Here is a 15,526-nt window from a genome sequence, read left to right as displayed (position 1 = left end):
ATTAGAATTATAAAATACAAATTAAAAAGAATAAAGTAAATTGGCGTAAAAGCAACATTATGTTTTTGTTAAAAATTGAACTACATCTTGAAATTTAACACAAATATTGTATACTAATAATTATTAATACCTAGTAAATGGAGAATTCCTATGAGTGAACGGCATCCTACGACATTTGACATTGCCCGTCTGGCTGGTGTTTCTCAGTCCGCGGTTTCCATGATTTTGAATCATCCGGACCAGGCACATTTTTTACCCGATACGATTCAAAGAGTTCTGGCTACCGCGGAAGAATTAGGCTATAAAAAGCGTGCACGTGTGAATCAATCATCGTTTTCCCTTCAAAAGGAGACGATTTTGATTTTATGCCCGGTCATTTCAAATCCATACTACTCCGCTCTGGCTCAGTCTATTGAGCAGGAAGCGAGCGCAAAGGGGTATTCGACGGTGGTCTGCAATACGTACCGGGACATCCGCAGAGAACAAAGAATCCTGGCGCAGTTTTCGGAAAGCGGCCTGTGCGGAATCATCTTTACGTTTGTACCGCAGTCGTGCGCGCTGGTTGAGGAAATGAATCAAACTGTTCCAGTGGTGGTCATCGGCGACCGAAACACCTCAATTAACGTTGATACGGTTGAAATCGACAGCATCCGCTCCGGAACACTGGTGGGGGAACATTTACTGAAGCTGGGGCATACCGATATTGCCTTTCTTTCCACTACGCTCAACGAGCAAAATGCCGTGCGCCTGAACCGTCTGGAGGGAATCCGTCAAATTTACCGAAAATTATGCCCGCAGGGCAGCGTGACAGTTTCTTCCAGAAACGTTACGTCTGAAGAGGACCTGCGGGACCCGCTCATTGAGCAGAACGTAGGATTTCAGCTTGCCGGCAAAATTTTAGAGCATAAAAAAATCACCGCCATTGTGGCGGTGAACGATATGGTGGCCTACGGTGCGATGGCCGCAGTTTTGGAAGCGGGTTTTTCGATTCCCAAGGATTACAGTGTCTGTGGGTTTGACAACATCTTTTCGTCTCAGTTCCCGCAGATCATGCTGACCTCCGTTGAACATTTCATTCGGGAAAAGGGGTGCAACGCCATGAATATTCTCGAGGGGCGGATCCGCTCCTGTAAGGTTCAAACGGAAAGCATTACCAGAATCGAGTACCAGCCACGTCTGATCGTGCGGAAATCGACTGCAAAGCCGAGGGCTACCTGAAAAATCATTGGGAGGGAAAACTGTTGTGTGCTTGTTTGGAGGGTTAGGTTATAATACGAGGAAGTAAAAACGTGGGCGCTATAGCAAAACGCACTTACAAGCTGTGAGCGCGTTTGGCCGTAGTGCTTTCGTTTTACTCCCGAAGCCCTTTTATGACTTGAGCAACGTAGCAAGTTCCATATTTTTGAGTAATTTGCCAAGCGTTATATCCTGCAGAGGGACTTTGTCTAAATTGAGACGGGTTTTAGCCGCATTTGTTAATACCGTTTTCAGAATATGGCTTAATATGAGCCGCTTCTAGAACAGGAAGCGTTCTTTCACCAGTAAACGCACATCTGCGCTGATATGCCTTGTAACTATTACTCTAAAAGTACCCTGCCCCAGCCTGTGCATAGTCACGGATTCTGCGTATTTTGGCTTTTGATCGTTGAAGATTATGGTGTTGTTCACTTGAAGTTGCTCAATAACCTGGCGGTATAATTGCACATGTTTTTTCACCCCCGCGTTTTGTTTTGATTCGACAAACCACCGGTCCTGCTCCCGCCAGAGGTACTTTCCCCGGCCCTGAATCCGGCAGGTGTAGCGGATTCCCGCGCCCCCGGCCTTGAGCGACGCGGCGGGCCGCACATCCAGCACCCGGTCGATTTCATACATCACTCCGTCCGCCCACCAGATCGCGAGGGGGAGCAGCCGTCCGTCCTCATAAAAGCGCGCGATCACATCGACATATCGTTTACAGGACATTCAGATCCCCCCTTAAAAGTAACCGACCGGATGAATCGTGTGGTCCTTCTTCGGATCAAAGCCGGAGAGCTGCCGGTCCGTCAGCAGAACCGCGAGATTTTGTTATACGATACCCCGATGCTCACGGTGATCCCCAGCTCATATTTCATCCGGCCGCGGATTTCTTCCGCAATCGTCATCCCGTCGCGGCCCCGGGAATCAGCGGTCACATCCAGCCAGGCCTCGTCCAAACCGAACGGCTCGACGAGGTTGGTATATTCCCGGTAAATCCGGCGGGTCATTTGTGAAAAGCGCATGTATAACTCATAATTCGGCGGAACGATGACAAGATCAGGGCATTTCAGCCTTGCCTGCCAGAGGGCTTCTCCGGTCTTGATATGATACCGTTTCGCGATCTGATTTTTCGTCAGGATAATGCCGTGCCTAATCCCGCCGTTGAGATTTCATATCTTGAACGCGAGCAACAGAGTCAATTACTTGAGTTTATGCAGAAAAATAGCTGTGCGCCGTCCATCAACCAGGCTAAGCGTCTAAAGGAGTTGAGCCAATCCGGCAGTCTTGACCTGAGCGCCATAAACGTCGTTATGACAGAGGGTAAGGCCGATCCGATAAAAGTTACGCTGCCGGGAAAAAAGCTGAAGCAATACTTTCCTGTCGATTACACACCCGCTCAAATGGAAGATGTAATACTGAAACTTCTGAAAAACTGGAAACTGTCAGGAGGGCAATAAAATGGAAGAAGAATTCTTAGGATATTGCTTTATGGAGGATGAAACTTATTCCTCCCCTGTTCATTTGAAAGGCATTTTCGCGGTAAAGTCCTATCTTGCCATGCAGGTTCCACTACAACATCGTGTTGTCATTTGTAATTCAGATGACTATCGGATTTTTGAATCACTGGACGGCAAGATCATTTTCCCAAACAAGGCTGGTGGATTATCTTGCTGATGATTCGATTCTATAATCTGCAAAATAAATACACGGATCAAATCGGGCCTTTCCAGAATTCAGAAATCAGCCAGATGATGCAAAAGGCCCGGCGATTCTCAAAACAGCATTCAAACATTCGGGGATGGACGGTTTATGAGCAAGTGGGCGGCTGCTGGTTTCCATACCGCCCTTTCAATCGCTGCATCCGGTATGACTTGCAAGAAAATTTATCCATTTCTTAATCCGGCATGTCTGAATTTTGTGATATTTCGTGATATAATGAATAGAAAGAAGGTGCTTATTGTGAAAAAAGAACCTGGCCCGTATGGGGTCGACCAGATCGGTGCAATTGTTCCGGAATATGAGCCAACCGGTTTGGAATCCGACTGGGAAGTGTTCGGCGGCATGACACAGGAAGAACGCGAAGCTGAGGTTGACCGGGAAGAAGCGGAGGAACGGAGAAAAGAATTTTCCGACTAGTTGAATCTGTTAAGGAGCGCCGCGGCGCTCCTTTTCACTTGAGACAGTACTTTTAGATTTTACTGAAACTGAGCGCTCCGTTTGGGCGCTTTTCTTATTTTCTTTTATCAAAACCTGTGATAGAATGGAGGAAAAGGATGGAAACAGATTGGGGCTATCTTATGGATTTGGCACAAATCATCACTTTAATTCTTGGCGTATTGGCAATCCTGGCCGCTGTGATCAAAGACATATACGCTTCTAAAGGCAACAAGGACGTTTTGCAGGGTGAGCATAAAAGCATCAAGGAAGTCCTGCAAGGCGAACATAAAAGTATAAAAGATGTCCTGCAAGGTGAACATGAAAGCATTAAGGAAGTCCTGCGAGACGAACACAACACCATTCTTGAGAAAGCCTCCGGAATAGAATCAAAAGCGGTCAAACTGCAGGAATCCGTTACATCTATTGATAAACATCTGGCAGTCGAAGCTGTGCGGCGCGAAAACATGGAAAAAAACCTGACAAAAGAGCAGTTGGATATTACTCGACAAATTCACGCTGTCACGCTGCTGAATGAACAAATGATAAAACTTCAAACCGAATGCACTCAATTGAGACAGAGGAATTTGGAACTGTCAACAGAAAACAAGTTTTTAAGAGAACATCTTCAGGCCTTGGATCAAGGACATGATCAAGATCAGTCACCCGAGCTTTCAATGGAATAAAACCCAGCAAAAAAGCAGATGAATAAAATGAAGAAACCGCAAGGAGGCCGCTGCATGATGACCGTGGAAGAAATTAAAAAAACCGTTCAGCCGATCGCCAAAAAATACGGCGTGAAACGCGTTTATCTGTTTGGCTCTTATGCCCGCGGCGACACGACCGAACACAGCGATGTTGACCTGCGCGTTGACAAGGGCTCTTTGCGCGGCATGTTCGCTTTATGCGGATTATACACGGAGTTGGAAGACGCTCTGCGCATGAAAGTTGATCTGTTGACAACGGGAAGTCTGGATGAGGATTTTCTAAACAGAATAAAAAACGAGGAGGTCCTTCTCTATGCAGAATAACAACCGCAACGCGGATGTTTTGAAGCATATAGTAAACTATTGCGATCAGATAGAATTAACCGTGCAACGTTTCGGTAAGGACTACCCAACCTTTGAAGGTGATATGATACAACCACCGGCGACGGCACTTTCATCTACCCCGTTCAGAAGGGAAAGTTTACGATTTCCTCGGGCTTCGGGCAACGGACGGACCCGATCACCGGCGGGACGGAGTTTCACAAAGGAATCGATCTTGCGGCCCCAAAGGGTACGCCGATCCATGCCAGCGCAGCCGGAACGGTCATCTATGCTCAGTTTGCTTCCCATCCCTATTCCGGATACGGCAACCTCGTGATTATCCGGAATTCATCATCGCTGGTAAGCATGTACGGACATTGTTCGGAGCTGCTTGTCTCCGTCGGCCAGACGGTCCAACAGGGGGATGTCATCGCAAAGGTCGGCAGCACGGGCAGTTCCACAGGGAACCATTGCCACTTTGAGATCCGGCTCAACGGCTCCAGCGTGAACCCCCTGTCCTACCTGTAAGAAGCAACGCAAGGGAAAAAGAAAAAGTGTTGTTTTTTCTCTGCTTTAGGCGCTTTCAGCCCCAATTTTCTTTGATATTTTCTTCTGATAATGCTATAATAATATTAATAAGGGAGGGGAATCCGATGGACCGTGTGGAGAAACTGATCGGCGAAATCAACGGCACAATGGCGATAGAAGGAATGCCCCTGACGGAGCAGGACAAGGCAAGGCTGCGCGAGTGCATTACCGGAAAGACCTCTTACGACGAGATGGTGAAACGGCTTGTGAAGAAGCACACAGTCCGGCCGGACAGGTAATAAAATGAAACAGGATTACGAATACAACTACGAATGGGATAGCAACTACTGTTATCCCAATTCTTTTACCCTTATGAACAAACTGGGTATCAAGGACAGCAATGCTCTGGAGATTGCTGAACGTGAAATTACAACGATTCGCGTCTCACAAATTCTTGAAAACCCCTGTAAAGGGATCTTCGATTTGAAGCACCTTCAGGCAATTCACAGGTTTATTTTTCAGGACGTCTACTCCTGGGCCGGGAAACTGCGAACCGTGAATATCGCAAAGGGGAATCAGTTCTGCAACTGCATGTATCTCGAATCCGGATCCAAACCGACGTTTGACAAGCTCCGGCAGGAGGATCATTTCCTGATTGGTACTCCTACAGATCTGATACCGGAAAAACTGACGTATTACCTCGGAGAGATCAATGTAATTCATCCATTCCGAGAGGGCAACGGACGGGCGCAGCGTGTCTTCATTCAATATCTTGCTCATGTTGCCGGGTATCACGTGGACTTTACAAACGTCACCGGGCCGGAGATGATCGAAGCGAGTGCAATGGCGTTTGACTGCGATTACCGTAAAATGACAGAGCTGTTTCATAAAATCACGACGCCGATCCCAGTTCAGGAGCAGGAGCAGTTCATAAAGCAAATTTCAGAAAGAAGCAGCCCGGTTCTAAGTGCGGTTCAGCGGATGACCGGGCCGGAAGAAGCCCAGAATGAAGATGAAACAATCAATATGACATTTTAATGATTTCGATCAGTGCCACCGGATACAAAAAATCCGGTGGTTTTTTGCTGCCCGGACAAAGAAAGACAGCATTGTTTTTTCTCTGCTTTAGGCACACCCTTCTACGATTCCGGAAGGAACAAGCCGCCCTCCGGCCTCTTCCGTTGTATCCCTTTGAGACGGCCAAATGCAGGAGCGTCCGGGTAAACGCATTTTCTACCGTCTGTTTTGAGACAAATAATTATTCCGTTCCTGTCGAATATGCGGGACGTACTGTCGGCGTAAAGGGTTTTGCGGAAAAGGTGGAAGTATACGCAGAAGGGAAACGGATCGCCTTACACGCACGCTGCTTTGGAAAACATCAGTCCGTATACAGGCTGGAGCATTACCTGCCGCTGCTTGAACAGCGCGGACGGGCAATTCTTAACGCAGCTCCCGTGCGGCAGAATCTGCCGGAAGAAATTCTGGAACAGATCAGAACATGCGACCCCAAAGAACGGATCCGTATTTTGAGGCAGTATTGCGGAAATCCGGAGCCGAAGGCGCCTGCCATCACGGACGTGGTCTTGGTACGTCCGGTGGACCTCAAAAGATATGACGCGCTTACCGGCGGGAAGGCGGTGATTGCTCATGTCCGTTGATCCGGTACAGGAGCAGATCCGGCTGTATGCGAAACAGTTGAGGCTTCCTACTTTTGTCAGGTACCCGGATATTCTGCGGAAAGCACGCCCGGATGCCCGCTTTGAGGAATTGCTGTTGGAACTCATGAAAGCGGAAACCGCGCAGCGTCAGGAAAACCAGAACCGGAAACGGCTGAGAACCGCGGGCTTTCCCTACACAAAAACCTTGGACGAGCTGGACCTGTCCCGCTATGACGGAAATCTTTCCGAACTGTTTTTAAACGAGCTTGCCAGCTGCAAGTTCATCTCTTAGAAAAAGAATGTGGTCATGATCGGCAATCCCGGCCGCGGCAAAACCCATATGGCCATCTAATTTCTTTAGGTAAATCAGGATCACAGCTTACATTATACGCGATAACCGGTAAGTTTTTAGCACGAAGTTGGTTTTCAAAAACATTTTGGGGTAAGCCAAAGTGATTTACAAATATTTCCATTTCCTATTGCGCATTTGTCCACGTAGGAATACAATAAAGACGTACAAAATCAAACACGTGAACACAGAAATGGAGAGGTCGAAATTATGTTCAAAAAGTTATTGGCAATGTTACTTTCAGTGAGTATGATTTTGGGAATGGGAACGACGGCTTTTGCTGCTGATACGTCGGTAGTTTCTGAGAAGGAAGGCAAAGAAACAATCACAGAGGATGAATTGATAGATCAGCTGAATTCTATTGATTTTGGCAAAGATGTTACATTTACAGCGTTACCTCAGTCAACATTAAGTGACCAAAAGATGTTGAAATTTGACTCTGTTGAGGATGCGGAAGCGTATCTGAAAAAATTCATAGCGGAGTCAAGCAAACTTGCAATGCCTTCCGAGTCTTCTATGCAAAACAGTATTATACAACAGAGGGATACAAACGCTCTCGCAAATAGTGGTGCTGGATGGTACGATGGTGTTGTATGGTGGTGGGGTGGTGGAAACACCAGCTTGCTGTCTGAAACAAATGCTGAGATTAACTTCTATTACAATGGCTCCGGTACAATGTCGAATATTACCGTTAATGATTCTTATATGACGGGAATTGTTGGTGCTACATGGACACACAGACGTGGTAGTGCTACAGCATTGGGAGGAATGGACGCAAAGTATTCTGTAACAGGAACGTGGTTCATTGGTCTTGATGTATTTGGTATCCCCGTTGGTACTTCTTTTGATGAAACGTTGAACTCTCCTACAATTACTATGAATATTGATTGATATGATAAAGAATGTTGTTTTGGTAATCGTAGGGCTGCTTTTACTTGTATTTGTTATAATCTTACCACTGCCGACGATGTTAGCAATTTCTGGAGTAGCATGGAGAATCATAATTGGATCATTTGGTTGTTTTTTGGCTGTTTTAGGCATTTATAAAACAGCTCATACAGTTCGTAAAAAATAATGCCGGGGGGCCGTTTGGTGTGCACCCCGTCAAGCGGACAATGAAAAAATAAAAAAATTTTTTGGACTGCTGCCCGCCGGAATCGACGGGCAGCAGCTTTTGCGTACTGCGCATGGAACTCCATTGGCGCGGAGCTTAGCATTGCTATTCCTATTTCGACGATTTGTCTCGCAAAGTTTTCAACAAAAGCTTCGTATTTAGATCACTTTTCAACATAAACGGGGGTGTTGCAAAATTTTCATTTTGCAACACCCCGTTTTATTTGTCCCAGTTGGGACAGAATTTGAATGACTATATAGTCGGAACACTTAAACCTCTCTTGAGTAATCAATATCCCATTACATTCGTTCCCCGTCTCTGATCAAGTGAAAGTTAAGGTTCTTGAAAATAGATATGCTTAATTTCTTGTGGACTATAATATGGAATTGATTCATCACTCAAAAGCGTATCAAAATATTGGATTAGGTTCTTAATAACCTCAGGATTATCAATTTCTTAAACTCATTTCAAGATTATTATAGCATCCATTTTCTGTAAAATTTAAGGAACCAATAAATGCAACTCTATCATCAATAATATTCTTTTCACGTTAGTTTATAATGTTCCTCGTGGATAACAAAAAAGCCTCCACAGGGAACCAACCGTCCGGAAAACGATTGGAACCCATGCGCCATAAGGGTTACGAGGCCCCATATGACTTGTGAACGCCGTTTATGCGCTGTTCATTGTAACACGCATTTCGGATACATGTCAAGAGTCTGTACCCTTATGTGGCAACGAGGGTGCAGACTCTTCTTTTCCACAACAAACCATCCACAGTGATAGGCACTGTGTAACTCTTCTTTCGACTGCTCCGCAACCGATGCGCGAGGTTGGCGCACTTTGAAAATATTTCTACCAATCGTTCACACCGATTGGGGAAATTACAAAAACGTTTCTTGCTGGGGGCGGAAACACCAGAAAACGCAAAGCCGACACAGTCGCTGTTGCGATCAACTGCATGTCGCGCGATGATCCCGGCAAGTGATAATGATACTTCTGCCTTGAACGCCTCACCGCATTGGGCAGGCCTCGACGAATGAAAGGCTGGAGAAAAGCAATCTCCAATGTAACTTTGTAATATATACTTTTTGGTAACCCCCGTTGCGACAAATTCCTTCGGGGGACTTATCATAAAATCAAATGCTTAAAACTTAAACACTTGATTTTATGATAACAAGGGCAAAAGCATGTCCGCTTTGCCCTTTATTATCAATAACATTTTGGTGAACCATCGGGGATTCGAACCCCGGACACCTTGATTAAAAGTCAAGTGCTCTACCAACTGAGCTAATGATTCATATTTTGGGCCGCCCTACGCGCAAAGCCCGCCGGGGCGGACCCGTGGCTGGGCTGGCAGGATTTGAACCTACGAAATGACGGAGTCAAAGTCCGTTGCCTTACCCCTTGGCTACAGCCCAATCTATCAAGTACGGCGCCTTGCCCACAACCGTATGATCTAAAAAATGGGGTGGAAGATGGGATTCGAACCCACGGTCTCCAGTGCCACAAACTGGCGCTTTAACCAGCTAAGCTACATCCACCATGTCAAAAAGTGGCGCGCCAAAAGGGATTCGAACCCCTGGCCTACTGCTTAGAAGGCAGTTGCTCTATCCAACTGAGCTATTGGCGCAAAAAAAATATGGAGCGAGTGATGGGAATCGAACCCACGCGACCAGCTTGGAAGGCTGGAGTTCTGCCACTGAACTACACTCGCGTTTCAGCGACGGCTCTTATTATAGCACCGTTCAGCAGCAGTTGTCAATAACAATTTTGATTTTTCTCCGGCCTTTATTTTTCGTCGTCTTATTGCAGAACCTGCAGCTGAATTCCCTCCGCGTCGTCCGCGGTCACCGCAATCCCCGCAATAGACCCGTCGCTGTTTTCCACCAAGAGAGAAGCAATTTGATCCTCCACTTTGCGGCGGATCAAATTTCTCAGATCCCTTGCGCCGCTTTTTCCGCCGATCGCATGCTGCGCAAGCCATCCGGTCGCCTTCTCGTCATAAGCAAAACGAATCCCGCGATCCTTAAGCGTGGCAACATATTCTTCCAGCATCAAGTGCGCGATTTTTTCAAAATCGTCTTCCTTCAGCTGCCGGAATACGATGATCTCGTCCACGCGGCTGATAAACTCCGGCCTCAGAAAGTCGGAAAGCGCCTTCAGGGCCCTCTCACGGCTCACGTCCGCGTCGCTGCGGGCGAACCCAAGGGTTCCTTCTTTTTTCTCGCTGCCCGCGTTTGAGGTCATTACAAGCACCGTGTTCTCAAAATTGACATTTCTGCCGTGCGCATCCGTAATACGCCCCTCGTCAAGAATCTGCAGAAGAATATTCATCACATCCGGATGCGCCTTTTCGATTTCATCGAAAAGGATGACGGAATACGGGCGGCGGCGTACCTTTTCCGTTACCTGCCCTGCCTCGTCGTAGCCCACATATCCCGGAGGCGACCCGATGATGCGGGAAACCGAGTGCTTCTCCATAAACTCCGACATATCAAGCCGGATCAGCGTTTCCGGAGTGTCGAACAATTCCCTCGAAAGGACCTTGACCAGTTCCGTCTTGCCGACGCCCGTAGGGCCCACAAAGATAAACGAGGCAGGTCTGCGCCGCGGGCTGATCTGGACCCTGCTGCGACGAATCGCCGCCGAAACGGCGGCTACCGCTTCCTGCTGACCGACGATTCTGCTGTTAAGAAGCGGTTCCAGTCCGGCAAGCTTTTTAAGTTCATTTTCCTGAATTCGGCTGGCGGGGATCCCCGTCCACAATTCGATTACCCGGGCGACGTCTCTCTCCTCGACTTCGGAACCCAGCGCCGCCGGCGCAAGCTCTTTTTCCCTCAGCTCCAGCCGCGAAATATTCATTCGGATCTCAGCCAGCTTTTGATAATCCGGCTCCGCGCTGTCCGCCGTCAGCTCTTCTTCCTGCGCATGCAAAGCCTCCAGCTGTTCCGCGTTCTTGTCGTACTGCTCCATGGACGCGTTTCTGAGAGCGGCGCACGAGCACGCTTCGTCCAGAAGATCAATCGCTTTATCCGGCAGGAAACGGTCGTTGATATACCGCTCCGACAGCGTGACGATTTTCCTGACAATCTGTTCCGGAACGCGCACGCGGTGAAAATTCTCATAATAGGATTTAATGCCGTTAAGGACGTCAACCGTATCCTGAATGGACGGTTCCGCAATCGTGACCGGCTGGAAGCGCCGCTCCAGGGCGGCATCCTTTTCAATATACCGGCGGTATTCGCTGAAGGTTGTCGCGCCGATCACCTGAATTTCGCCGCGGGAAAGGGCCGGTTTCAGAATGTTTGCGGCGTTCATGGAGCCTTCCGCGTCGCCCGTACCCACCAGGTTGTGAACCTCATCGATAAACAGAATGATATTCCCTTCTGTTTTAACTTCTTCCAAAAGGCCCTTGATTCTGCTTTCGAACTGCCCGCGAAACTGTGTTCCCGCGACCAGCGCCGTCAGGTCCAGTAAATGAATCTCTTTTTTGCGCAGTGCGGCGGGCACGTTTCCGCCGGCAATGCGCAGCGCCAGACCCTCCGCCACCGCCGTCTTGCCGACGCCGGGTTCGCCGATCAGACAGGGATTGTTCTTCGTTCTGCGGCTTAAAATCTGGATCACCCGGGCTATTTCCTTTTCGCGGCCGATGACGGCGTCGATCTGCTGCGATCTGGCCCGAGCGGTCAGATTCGTGCAGTACGCGTCCAGGTGCTTGCGCTTTGTTTTATGTTTTTCTTTGGGAGCCTTCTTTGCGGACTCCCCGTTCTGCACATGCTCCTGACTGTTGCCGCCGGGAAAAATATTCTGAATAAACGGAAACGTCGCAGCACCCCCGGGCACAAAGCCGCTCAGAGCGCTTTCGGAGCTGTTCTCGTTTTCACCGGAGTCCACCTGATTCTCTTCCAGCATATCGCTCAACTCCGACTCCATCGCTTCCATCTGTTCATCGGTGATCCCCATCTGTTCAAGCAGATCGTTCACCGGCTTTATTCCAAGTTCCTTCGCACAAATCAGGCAAAGCCCGCGGCTCTCCCCGGCATCGGCCGACGGAGTAAGAAAAACGACCGCAGGTCTTTTGTGGCATTTGGAACACATCATCATTTCAGCTCACTTCTTTTCTATTCATTATATGATACCATAAAAAAACGGATTTACAAGTTTTTATCCGCGTCTCTTTTTATCCATAACTTCCTGAATGTCAATCTTGTACTTTGGATCGTCGGAATGTACGATGTCAAAATAGATCTGTGCATACCGAATAAACGCGTAAATCATGAAAGCCGCCGTAATAGACAGCAGTGTGACCGAGACATAAAGATTCTCAATTCCCCAAAATCCTTTCAGAATAACAATGGTTCCGAAAGAGATATAAAAAAGGACGGTGGCAATTTTTCCAAACCACATGGAACCGCCCGGGCGCTTTTTCTTTTTTCCGATCAGAAAGATTCCCGCGGAAACCATTAAAGCCTCTTTGATTACAAAAACGGCGAGAAACGGAATCAGAATCGGCTGCTTCACCGCGAGGCAGATTGCTACCGCGCCCTGTGTCAGCTTGTCGGAAAGAGGGTCCAGCATCTGCCCCAGCTCCGTCGTCTGATGATACTTGCGGGCGATCATTCCGTCAAACATATCGGTCAGACCGGATAAAATCAAAACGGCTGCGGCTTTCAGAATCTGGTCTCCCGCATAGTAGATGACAAACGGGATAATCAGCAGAATTCTGAGAATCGTCAGCGTATTGGGGATATTAAAGTTTTTGTTTCTGTTTTGCATCCCAGTTTACTCCATTCCAAAGATCTGCCTGTAATAACGTATCAACCGGATTTTTCTTCTTCGTAAACTGGAGAATTTGCGAATCTCCAATTTCCTTCCATACGGATTTCGCACCCTGCCCCGACGGAACCGCAAGCTGCGTTAAGGCGCAGATGACAAGAAGCACGGCCACGCCTTTTACCAGGCCAAAAACCCCGCCCAAAAGCGCGTTGACCTGACGCAAAACCGGCAGCCGAAACAAATGGTCGGCGGAGGAAGCAATCAGATGTACCAAAATTTCAAGGCCGATAAATAAAACCGCCGCGGCGAGGATCCGGCTCAGCGTCTGGCTGAGCTGAAGAGAAGGCGCCGCCTTCGCAAGATACGGACCGGCGGCAGCGGCAAAACGAGCCGACAGACGCGCGGAAAGAACGAGGGACGCGATAAAGCCCGCCAGCTCTATGACAGTCCTGACAATTCCCCGGTGCAGGCCTGAAATGACAAAAATCAGAAGAACGCCAAGCAGCGCAAGATCATAAAATGTTCCCACTTTATGCCTCCATAATAGAAAAATAAATCCGCATACACAAGCAATATATCACAAAACAGCCATTTGCACAAGCCGTTTACCGGACCGATACCAAACGGATCTCCGATACTCCAAGCACATAGGCGGACGTCTCGTCCTTCATCGCAACCGCTTTCGCGTCGTTCCCCGCGTCGCAGGTTCCGGCGGCTCCGACGGGCGACGTCGTGTAAAACGAAACTTTAGAGCCGCACAGCGCGGCGGCGGCGGAACCATACATCGATACGGAACGGATTGCCCCTTGAAGCTGCTGGGACAGTACTTTTTTCCCGGAGCGGTCCAGAACTACAAAAGCGGAATCCGAAGAGCCGGAATAGGAAGAAAATCCCAGCGCCGTCATGCTTTCGCAGGAACAGTAAGCCGTCAGCTGCATCGCTCCATAACCGTATTCTGTTTTCGCCTTGCTGTCCGCATTGACGATCACTGCAGCCTGGTCTCCAAACGCGGTGACCGCGCTGTCACCGTTCCACGAAACGTCAAAAATCATATTGCCGTCATAAACCGCGAGCGGCGGCTGCGCCTTCGCGCTGCTCAGGTCCAGCAGGTAAACGGCTGATTTCATCACCCCGTTCGCCACGTTGACGCCTGTTACCGCCGCCCTGGTTCCATCCGGATCCAGGGCAACCGCGGTCGGATAATAATCGGAAAACCAATAATGGAACTGCTCGCGTCCGTCCGCCGTATAGACGGTCAGTTCCCCGCAGTAGCCGTCCGCTTCCGTCAGCAGCGCATATTCGCCCTGCCGGGCAAGCGCCCCGGCTATAATATTTTGATCCACACTGATCTTTTTAACCGTACGATTCATGCTTTCCAGCTGGCAGCCTCTGCCGCCGAGATTGTAAAGAAGCATTCTGTTCCCGCCCAGCCGGAGGACGGGGTCGCTGAAGCTGTGCTGACGGGAAACAAGCTCCTTCGCGGTTGAATTCATCACCGTCAAAGAAGTGTCGCTTGCAAAATAGACGTTTTTGTCGGCGGAAACAAAATTTTTCGGCAGAACGGACGTGCCCGCGATAGAGTGGGGATAACCGTCTCCCACGCCCATCCCGACAACGCGTGCCTGAATCCATTCCAAGGCATTCGCCGGAGTAAGATTATCCCGGTTCATCCATCCAAGAGTTCCCGCAACACATAGAATCAGGATCAGAACAATCCTGTAAACCCAGCGCGGGACCGCATGCTCCCCGAAAACACGCGGTTCCTTTCTCTGCCGGCGGGGAACTTGCCCGGCCGGATCAAATTCAGCCGTATCGAAACGACGCCCGTTTTCAGCCATCGAGCCTCACGTCCCTTCCTCTGCCAATCCCATTATATCGTTTGAAATCGCGACGGACTTCATAAGGGATTCCTCCTGCTTTTTAAGGATTGACAGGATAGAAAACCCTGTTCAGATATAACCCCTGCGGCGGAGCCGTCGGACCCGCGGCTCTGCGGTCGCAGGCCGTCAGAATCCTCTCCATCGCTTCCGGTTCCAGTTTGCCTTCCGCGACGCGGAGCATTGTTCCGACCATGATGCGCACCATATGGTAAAGATATCCATCCGCTGAGACAAAAAAACTGACGGCGCCGCCTTGCCGTTCCCACCGTGCTTCGGTCACCGTGCGCGTCATATTGTCTCTTTCCCGCGCGTCAACCGCGCAGAAAGAGGTAAAATCATGGGAGCCGACCAGACACGCCGCCGCCCGGTTCAGGCGGTCAAGGTCCAGCGGAGCCCAGTAATGAAGCGCCCTGCCGGACAAAAATGGATTTCTGACCCGCTTGTTCCAGATGCAATATTCGTATTCCTTTCCAAGGCAGGAATAACGCGCGTGAAATTCATCCGGCACCTCCCGGCAGGAAAGCACCGCAATGTCTTTGGGCAGGAAGTGATTCATTGCGCCGGCCAGACGTTCGCAGGGAATCGAATGTTCCGTATGGAAGCTGATGCAGAACTCGCGCGCATGCACAAACGAATCGGTCCGGCTGCAGGCCTTGATGTCCGGCTGCCCGCCCAGGATTCGTTCCAACGCCCGCTGGAAAACCTGCTGAACCGAAACGGCGTTCTGCTGGATCTGCCAGCCGTGGTAGTTTGCTCCGTCAAAGCAAATGGTAAGCAGAAGATTTCTCATAAGCTTCCTT

19 protein-coding genes, 5 tRNA genes and 2 pseudogenes are annotated in these 15,526 nt (G+C 49.1%); 12 read left to right on the top strand and 14 right to left on the bottom strand.

All coding sequences use genetic code 11. The features are described 5' to 3' along the window. The first annotated feature begins 150 nt into the window (after positions 1–150). Positions 151–1,218, top strand: coding sequence for a LacI family DNA-binding transcriptional regulator (locus tag HCR03_RS17555; RefSeq protein WP_066643795.1), 1,068 nt, complete (start codon positions 151–153; stop codon positions 1,216–1,218). A gap of 244 nt (positions 1,219–1,462) precedes the next feature. On the opposite strand, the pseudogene HCR03_RS20695 reads toward HCR03_RS17555, so the two are convergent. The 3 genes and pseudogenes from HCR03_RS20695 to HCR03_RS17540 form a co-directional block, all read right to left on the bottom strand. Then, positions 1,463–1,522 (bottom strand): annotated as a pseudogene (locus tag HCR03_RS20695) (hypothetical protein); the annotation flags it as partial. Next, positions 1,516–1,962, bottom strand: a complete 447-nt coding sequence (locus tag HCR03_RS20365) for a hypothetical protein (protein WP_330601045.1) — start codon at positions 1,960–1,962, stop codon at positions 1,516–1,518. The pseudogene HCR03_RS20695 and the gene HCR03_RS20365, both read right to left, overlap by 7 nt. Positions 1,963–2,057: 95 nt before the next feature. Beyond that, positions 2,058–2,387 (bottom strand): annotated as a pseudogene (locus tag HCR03_RS17540) (DNA polymerase Y family protein); the annotation flags it as partial. Between HCR03_RS17540 and HCR03_RS17535 the strand changes: the two are divergent. From HCR03_RS17535 to HCR03_RS17485, 11 genes are all read left to right on the top strand, one after another. After that, on the top strand, positions 2,340–2,693 hold the full coding sequence (locus HCR03_RS17535) for a hypothetical protein (RefSeq protein WP_066643799.1): 354 nt from the start codon (positions 2,340–2,342) through the stop codon (positions 2,691–2,693). The pseudogene HCR03_RS17540 and the gene HCR03_RS17535 sit on opposite strands and share 48 nt — an antisense overlap. A gap of 1 nt (position 2,694) precedes the next feature. Next, positions 2,695–2,910, top strand: coding sequence for a hypothetical protein (locus HCR03_RS17530; RefSeq protein WP_066643800.1), 216 nt, complete (start codon positions 2,695–2,697; stop codon positions 2,908–2,910). Positions 2,911–3,195: 285 nt separating this feature from the next. Beyond that, positions 3,196–3,372 (top strand): hypothetical protein, encoded by a 177-nt coding sequence (locus HCR03_RS17525; protein ID WP_175391645.1) that lies wholly within the window; start codon positions 3,196–3,198, stop codon positions 3,370–3,372. Positions 3,373–3,509: 137 nt separating this feature from the next. Continuing rightward, the gene (locus HCR03_RS17520) at positions 3,510–4,076 is read left to right on the top strand and encodes a hypothetical protein (RefSeq protein ID WP_187035650.1); all 567 of its coding nucleotides are present in this window, start codon (positions 3,510–3,512) and stop codon (positions 4,074–4,076) included. Positions 4,077–4,130: 54 nt separating this feature from the next. Further along, a complete protein-coding gene (locus HCR03_RS17515; RefSeq protein ID WP_187035648.1) occupies positions 4,131–4,421 on the top strand; it encodes a nucleotidyltransferase family protein in 291 nt (96 codons plus the stop codon). A 132-nt stretch (positions 4,422–4,553) separates the two neighbouring features. Next, on the top strand, positions 4,554–4,946 hold the full coding sequence (locus HCR03_RS17510) for a M23 family metallopeptidase (protein ID WP_187038161.1): 393 nt from the start codon (positions 4,554–4,556) through the stop codon (positions 4,944–4,946). Between the two features lie 125 nt (positions 4,947–5,071). After that, positions 5,072–5,245: an antitoxin VbhA family protein gene (locus HCR03_RS17505; RefSeq protein WP_175391647.1), complete on the top strand. Its 174-nt coding sequence runs from the start codon at positions 5,072–5,074 to the stop codon at positions 5,243–5,245. A gap of 4 nt (positions 5,246–5,249) precedes the next feature. Continuing rightward, positions 5,250–5,984 carry a Fic/DOC family protein gene (locus HCR03_RS17500; RefSeq protein WP_187035645.1) on the top strand — a complete coding sequence of 245 codons (735 nt, stop codon included), beginning with the start codon at positions 5,250–5,252 and terminating at the stop codon, positions 5,982–5,984. After that, positions 5,984–6,604, top strand: a complete 621-nt coding sequence (locus HCR03_RS20690) for a Mu transposase domain-containing protein (protein WP_407926819.1) — start codon at positions 5,984–5,986, stop codon at positions 6,602–6,604. Before HCR03_RS17500 ends, HCR03_RS20690 begins: the two co-directional genes overlap by 1 nt. Beyond that, positions 6,594–6,896 (top strand): ATP-binding protein, encoded by a 303-nt coding sequence (locus HCR03_RS17490; RefSeq protein ID WP_187035641.1) that lies wholly within the window; start codon positions 6,594–6,596, stop codon positions 6,894–6,896. Before HCR03_RS20690 ends, HCR03_RS17490 begins: the two co-directional genes overlap by 11 nt. Before the next feature lie 267 nt (positions 6,897–7,163). Continuing rightward, a complete protein-coding gene (locus HCR03_RS17485; protein ID WP_187035639.1) occupies positions 7,164–7,844 on the top strand; it encodes a hypothetical protein in 681 nt (226 codons plus the stop codon). A 671-nt stretch (positions 7,845–8,515) separates the two neighbouring features. Here the strand turns inward: HCR03_RS17485 and HCR03_RS20685 are convergent. The 11 genes from HCR03_RS20685 to truA all read right to left on the bottom strand — a co-directional run bounded on the left by HCR03_RS20685 (position 8,516) and on the right by truA (position 15,516). Further along, positions 8,516–8,602 (bottom strand): hypothetical protein, encoded by an 87-nt coding sequence (locus HCR03_RS20685; RefSeq protein ID WP_407926880.1) that lies wholly within the window; start codon positions 8,600–8,602, stop codon positions 8,516–8,518. A 689-nt stretch (positions 8,603–9,291) separates the two neighbouring features. After that, a tRNA-Lys gene (locus tag HCR03_RS17475) sits at positions 9,292–9,367 on the bottom strand. A 45-nt stretch (positions 9,368–9,412) separates the two neighbouring features. Then, a tRNA-Gln gene (locus HCR03_RS17470) sits at positions 9,413–9,488 on the bottom strand. A gap of 46 nt (positions 9,489–9,534) precedes the next feature. After that, positions 9,535–9,611 (bottom strand) — tRNA-His (locus HCR03_RS17465). Between the two features lie 12 nt (positions 9,612–9,623). Continuing rightward, positions 9,624–9,700 (bottom strand) — tRNA-Arg (locus HCR03_RS17460). Positions 9,701–9,710: 10 nt separating this feature from the next. Continuing rightward, a tRNA-Gly gene (locus tag HCR03_RS17455) sits at positions 9,711–9,784 on the bottom strand. An 89-nt stretch (positions 9,785–9,873) separates the two neighbouring features. Then, on the bottom strand, positions 9,874–12,171 hold the full coding sequence (locus HCR03_RS17450; protein ID WP_156990047.1) for an ATP-dependent Clp protease ATP-binding subunit: 2,298 nt from the start codon (positions 12,169–12,171) through the stop codon (positions 9,874–9,876). Between the two features lie 63 nt (positions 12,172–12,234). Then, positions 12,235–12,846, bottom strand: a complete 612-nt coding sequence (locus HCR03_RS17445) for a CDP-alcohol phosphatidyltransferase family protein (RefSeq protein ID WP_066646428.1) — start codon at positions 12,844–12,846, stop codon at positions 12,235–12,237. Continuing rightward, positions 12,821–13,375 carry a CvpA family protein gene (locus tag HCR03_RS17440; RefSeq protein WP_187035637.1) on the bottom strand — a complete coding sequence of 185 codons (555 nt, stop codon included), beginning with the start codon at positions 13,373–13,375 and terminating at the stop codon, positions 12,821–12,823. Before HCR03_RS17440 ends, HCR03_RS17445 begins: the two co-directional genes overlap by 26 nt. A gap of 76 nt (positions 13,376–13,451) precedes the next feature. Next, positions 13,452–14,684: a DUF5711 family protein gene (locus HCR03_RS17435; protein ID WP_187035635.1), complete on the bottom strand. Its 1,233-nt coding sequence runs from the start codon at positions 14,682–14,684 to the stop codon at positions 13,452–13,454. A gap of 82 nt (positions 14,685–14,766) precedes the next feature. After that, complete coding sequence (truA, locus tag HCR03_RS17430; RefSeq protein ID WP_066646434.1) at positions 14,767–15,516, bottom strand: tRNA pseudouridine(38-40) synthase TruA; 750 nt, start codon at positions 15,514–15,516, stop codon at positions 14,767–14,769. Positions 15,517–15,526: the final 10 nt, after the last annotated feature.

It is taken from the genome of Caproicibacter fermentans (genome assembly GCF_014303955.1).
GTDB classification, from domain to species: domain Bacteria; phylum Bacillota; class Clostridia; order Oscillospirales; family Acutalibacteraceae; genus Caproicibacter; species Caproicibacter fermentans.
Note: the sequence above shows the minus strand (reverse complement) of the source record. Positions and strands in the feature narration are given on the sequence as shown.

What these genes read in the sequence shown, in the direction of transcription:
- HCR03_RS17555 (WP_066643795.1), top strand. Translation starts at nt 151, where the DNA reads ATGAGTGAACGGCATCCTACGACATTTGACATTGCCCGTCTGGCTGGT.
- HCR03_RS20365 (WP_330601045.1), bottom strand. Translation starts at nt 1,962, where the DNA reads ATGTCCTGTAAACGATATGTCGATGTGATCGCGCGCTTTTATGAGGAC.
- HCR03_RS17535 (WP_066643799.1), top strand. Translation starts at nt 2,340, where the DNA reads ATGATACCGTTTCGCGATCTGATTTTTCGTCAGGATAATGCCGTGCCT.
- HCR03_RS17530 (WP_066643800.1), top strand. Translation starts at nt 2,695, where the DNA reads ATGGAAGAAGAATTCTTAGGATATTGCTTTATGGAGGATGAAACTTAT.
- HCR03_RS17520 (WP_187035650.1), top strand. Translation starts at nt 3,510, where the DNA reads ATGGAAACAGATTGGGGCTATCTTATGGATTTGGCACAAATCATCACT.
- HCR03_RS17515 (WP_187035648.1), top strand. Translation starts at nt 4,131, where the DNA reads ATGATGACCGTGGAAGAAATTAAAAAAACCGTTCAGCCGATCGCCAAA.
- HCR03_RS17505 (WP_175391647.1), top strand. Translation starts at nt 5,072, where the DNA reads ATGGACCGTGTGGAGAAACTGATCGGCGAAATCAACGGCACAATGGCG.
- HCR03_RS17500 (WP_187035645.1), top strand. Translation starts at nt 5,250, where the DNA reads ATGAAACAGGATTACGAATACAACTACGAATGGGATAGCAACTACTGT.
- HCR03_RS20690 (WP_407926819.1), top strand. Translation starts at nt 5,984, where the DNA reads ATGATTTCGATCAGTGCCACCGGATACAAAAAATCCGGTGGTTTTTTG.
- HCR03_RS17490 (WP_187035641.1), top strand. Translation starts at nt 6,594, where the DNA reads ATGTCCGTTGATCCGGTACAGGAGCAGATCCGGCTGTATGCGAAACAG.
- HCR03_RS17485 (WP_187035639.1), top strand. Translation starts at nt 7,164, where the DNA reads ATGTTCAAAAAGTTATTGGCAATGTTACTTTCAGTGAGTATGATTTTG.
- HCR03_RS17450 (WP_156990047.1), bottom strand. Translation starts at nt 12,171, where the DNA reads ATGATGTGTTCCAAATGCCACAAAAGACCTGCGGTCGTTTTTCTTACT.
- HCR03_RS17445 (WP_066646428.1), bottom strand. Translation starts at nt 12,846, where the DNA reads ATGCAAAACAGAAACAAAAACTTTAATATCCCCAATACGCTGACGATT.
- HCR03_RS17435 (WP_187035635.1), bottom strand. Translation starts at nt 14,684, where the DNA reads ATGGCTGAAAACGGGCGTCGTTTCGATACGGCTGAATTTGATCCGGCC.
- truA (WP_066646434.1), bottom strand. Translation starts at nt 15,516, where the DNA reads ATGAGAAATCTTCTGCTTACCATTTGCTTTGACGGAGCAAACTACCAC.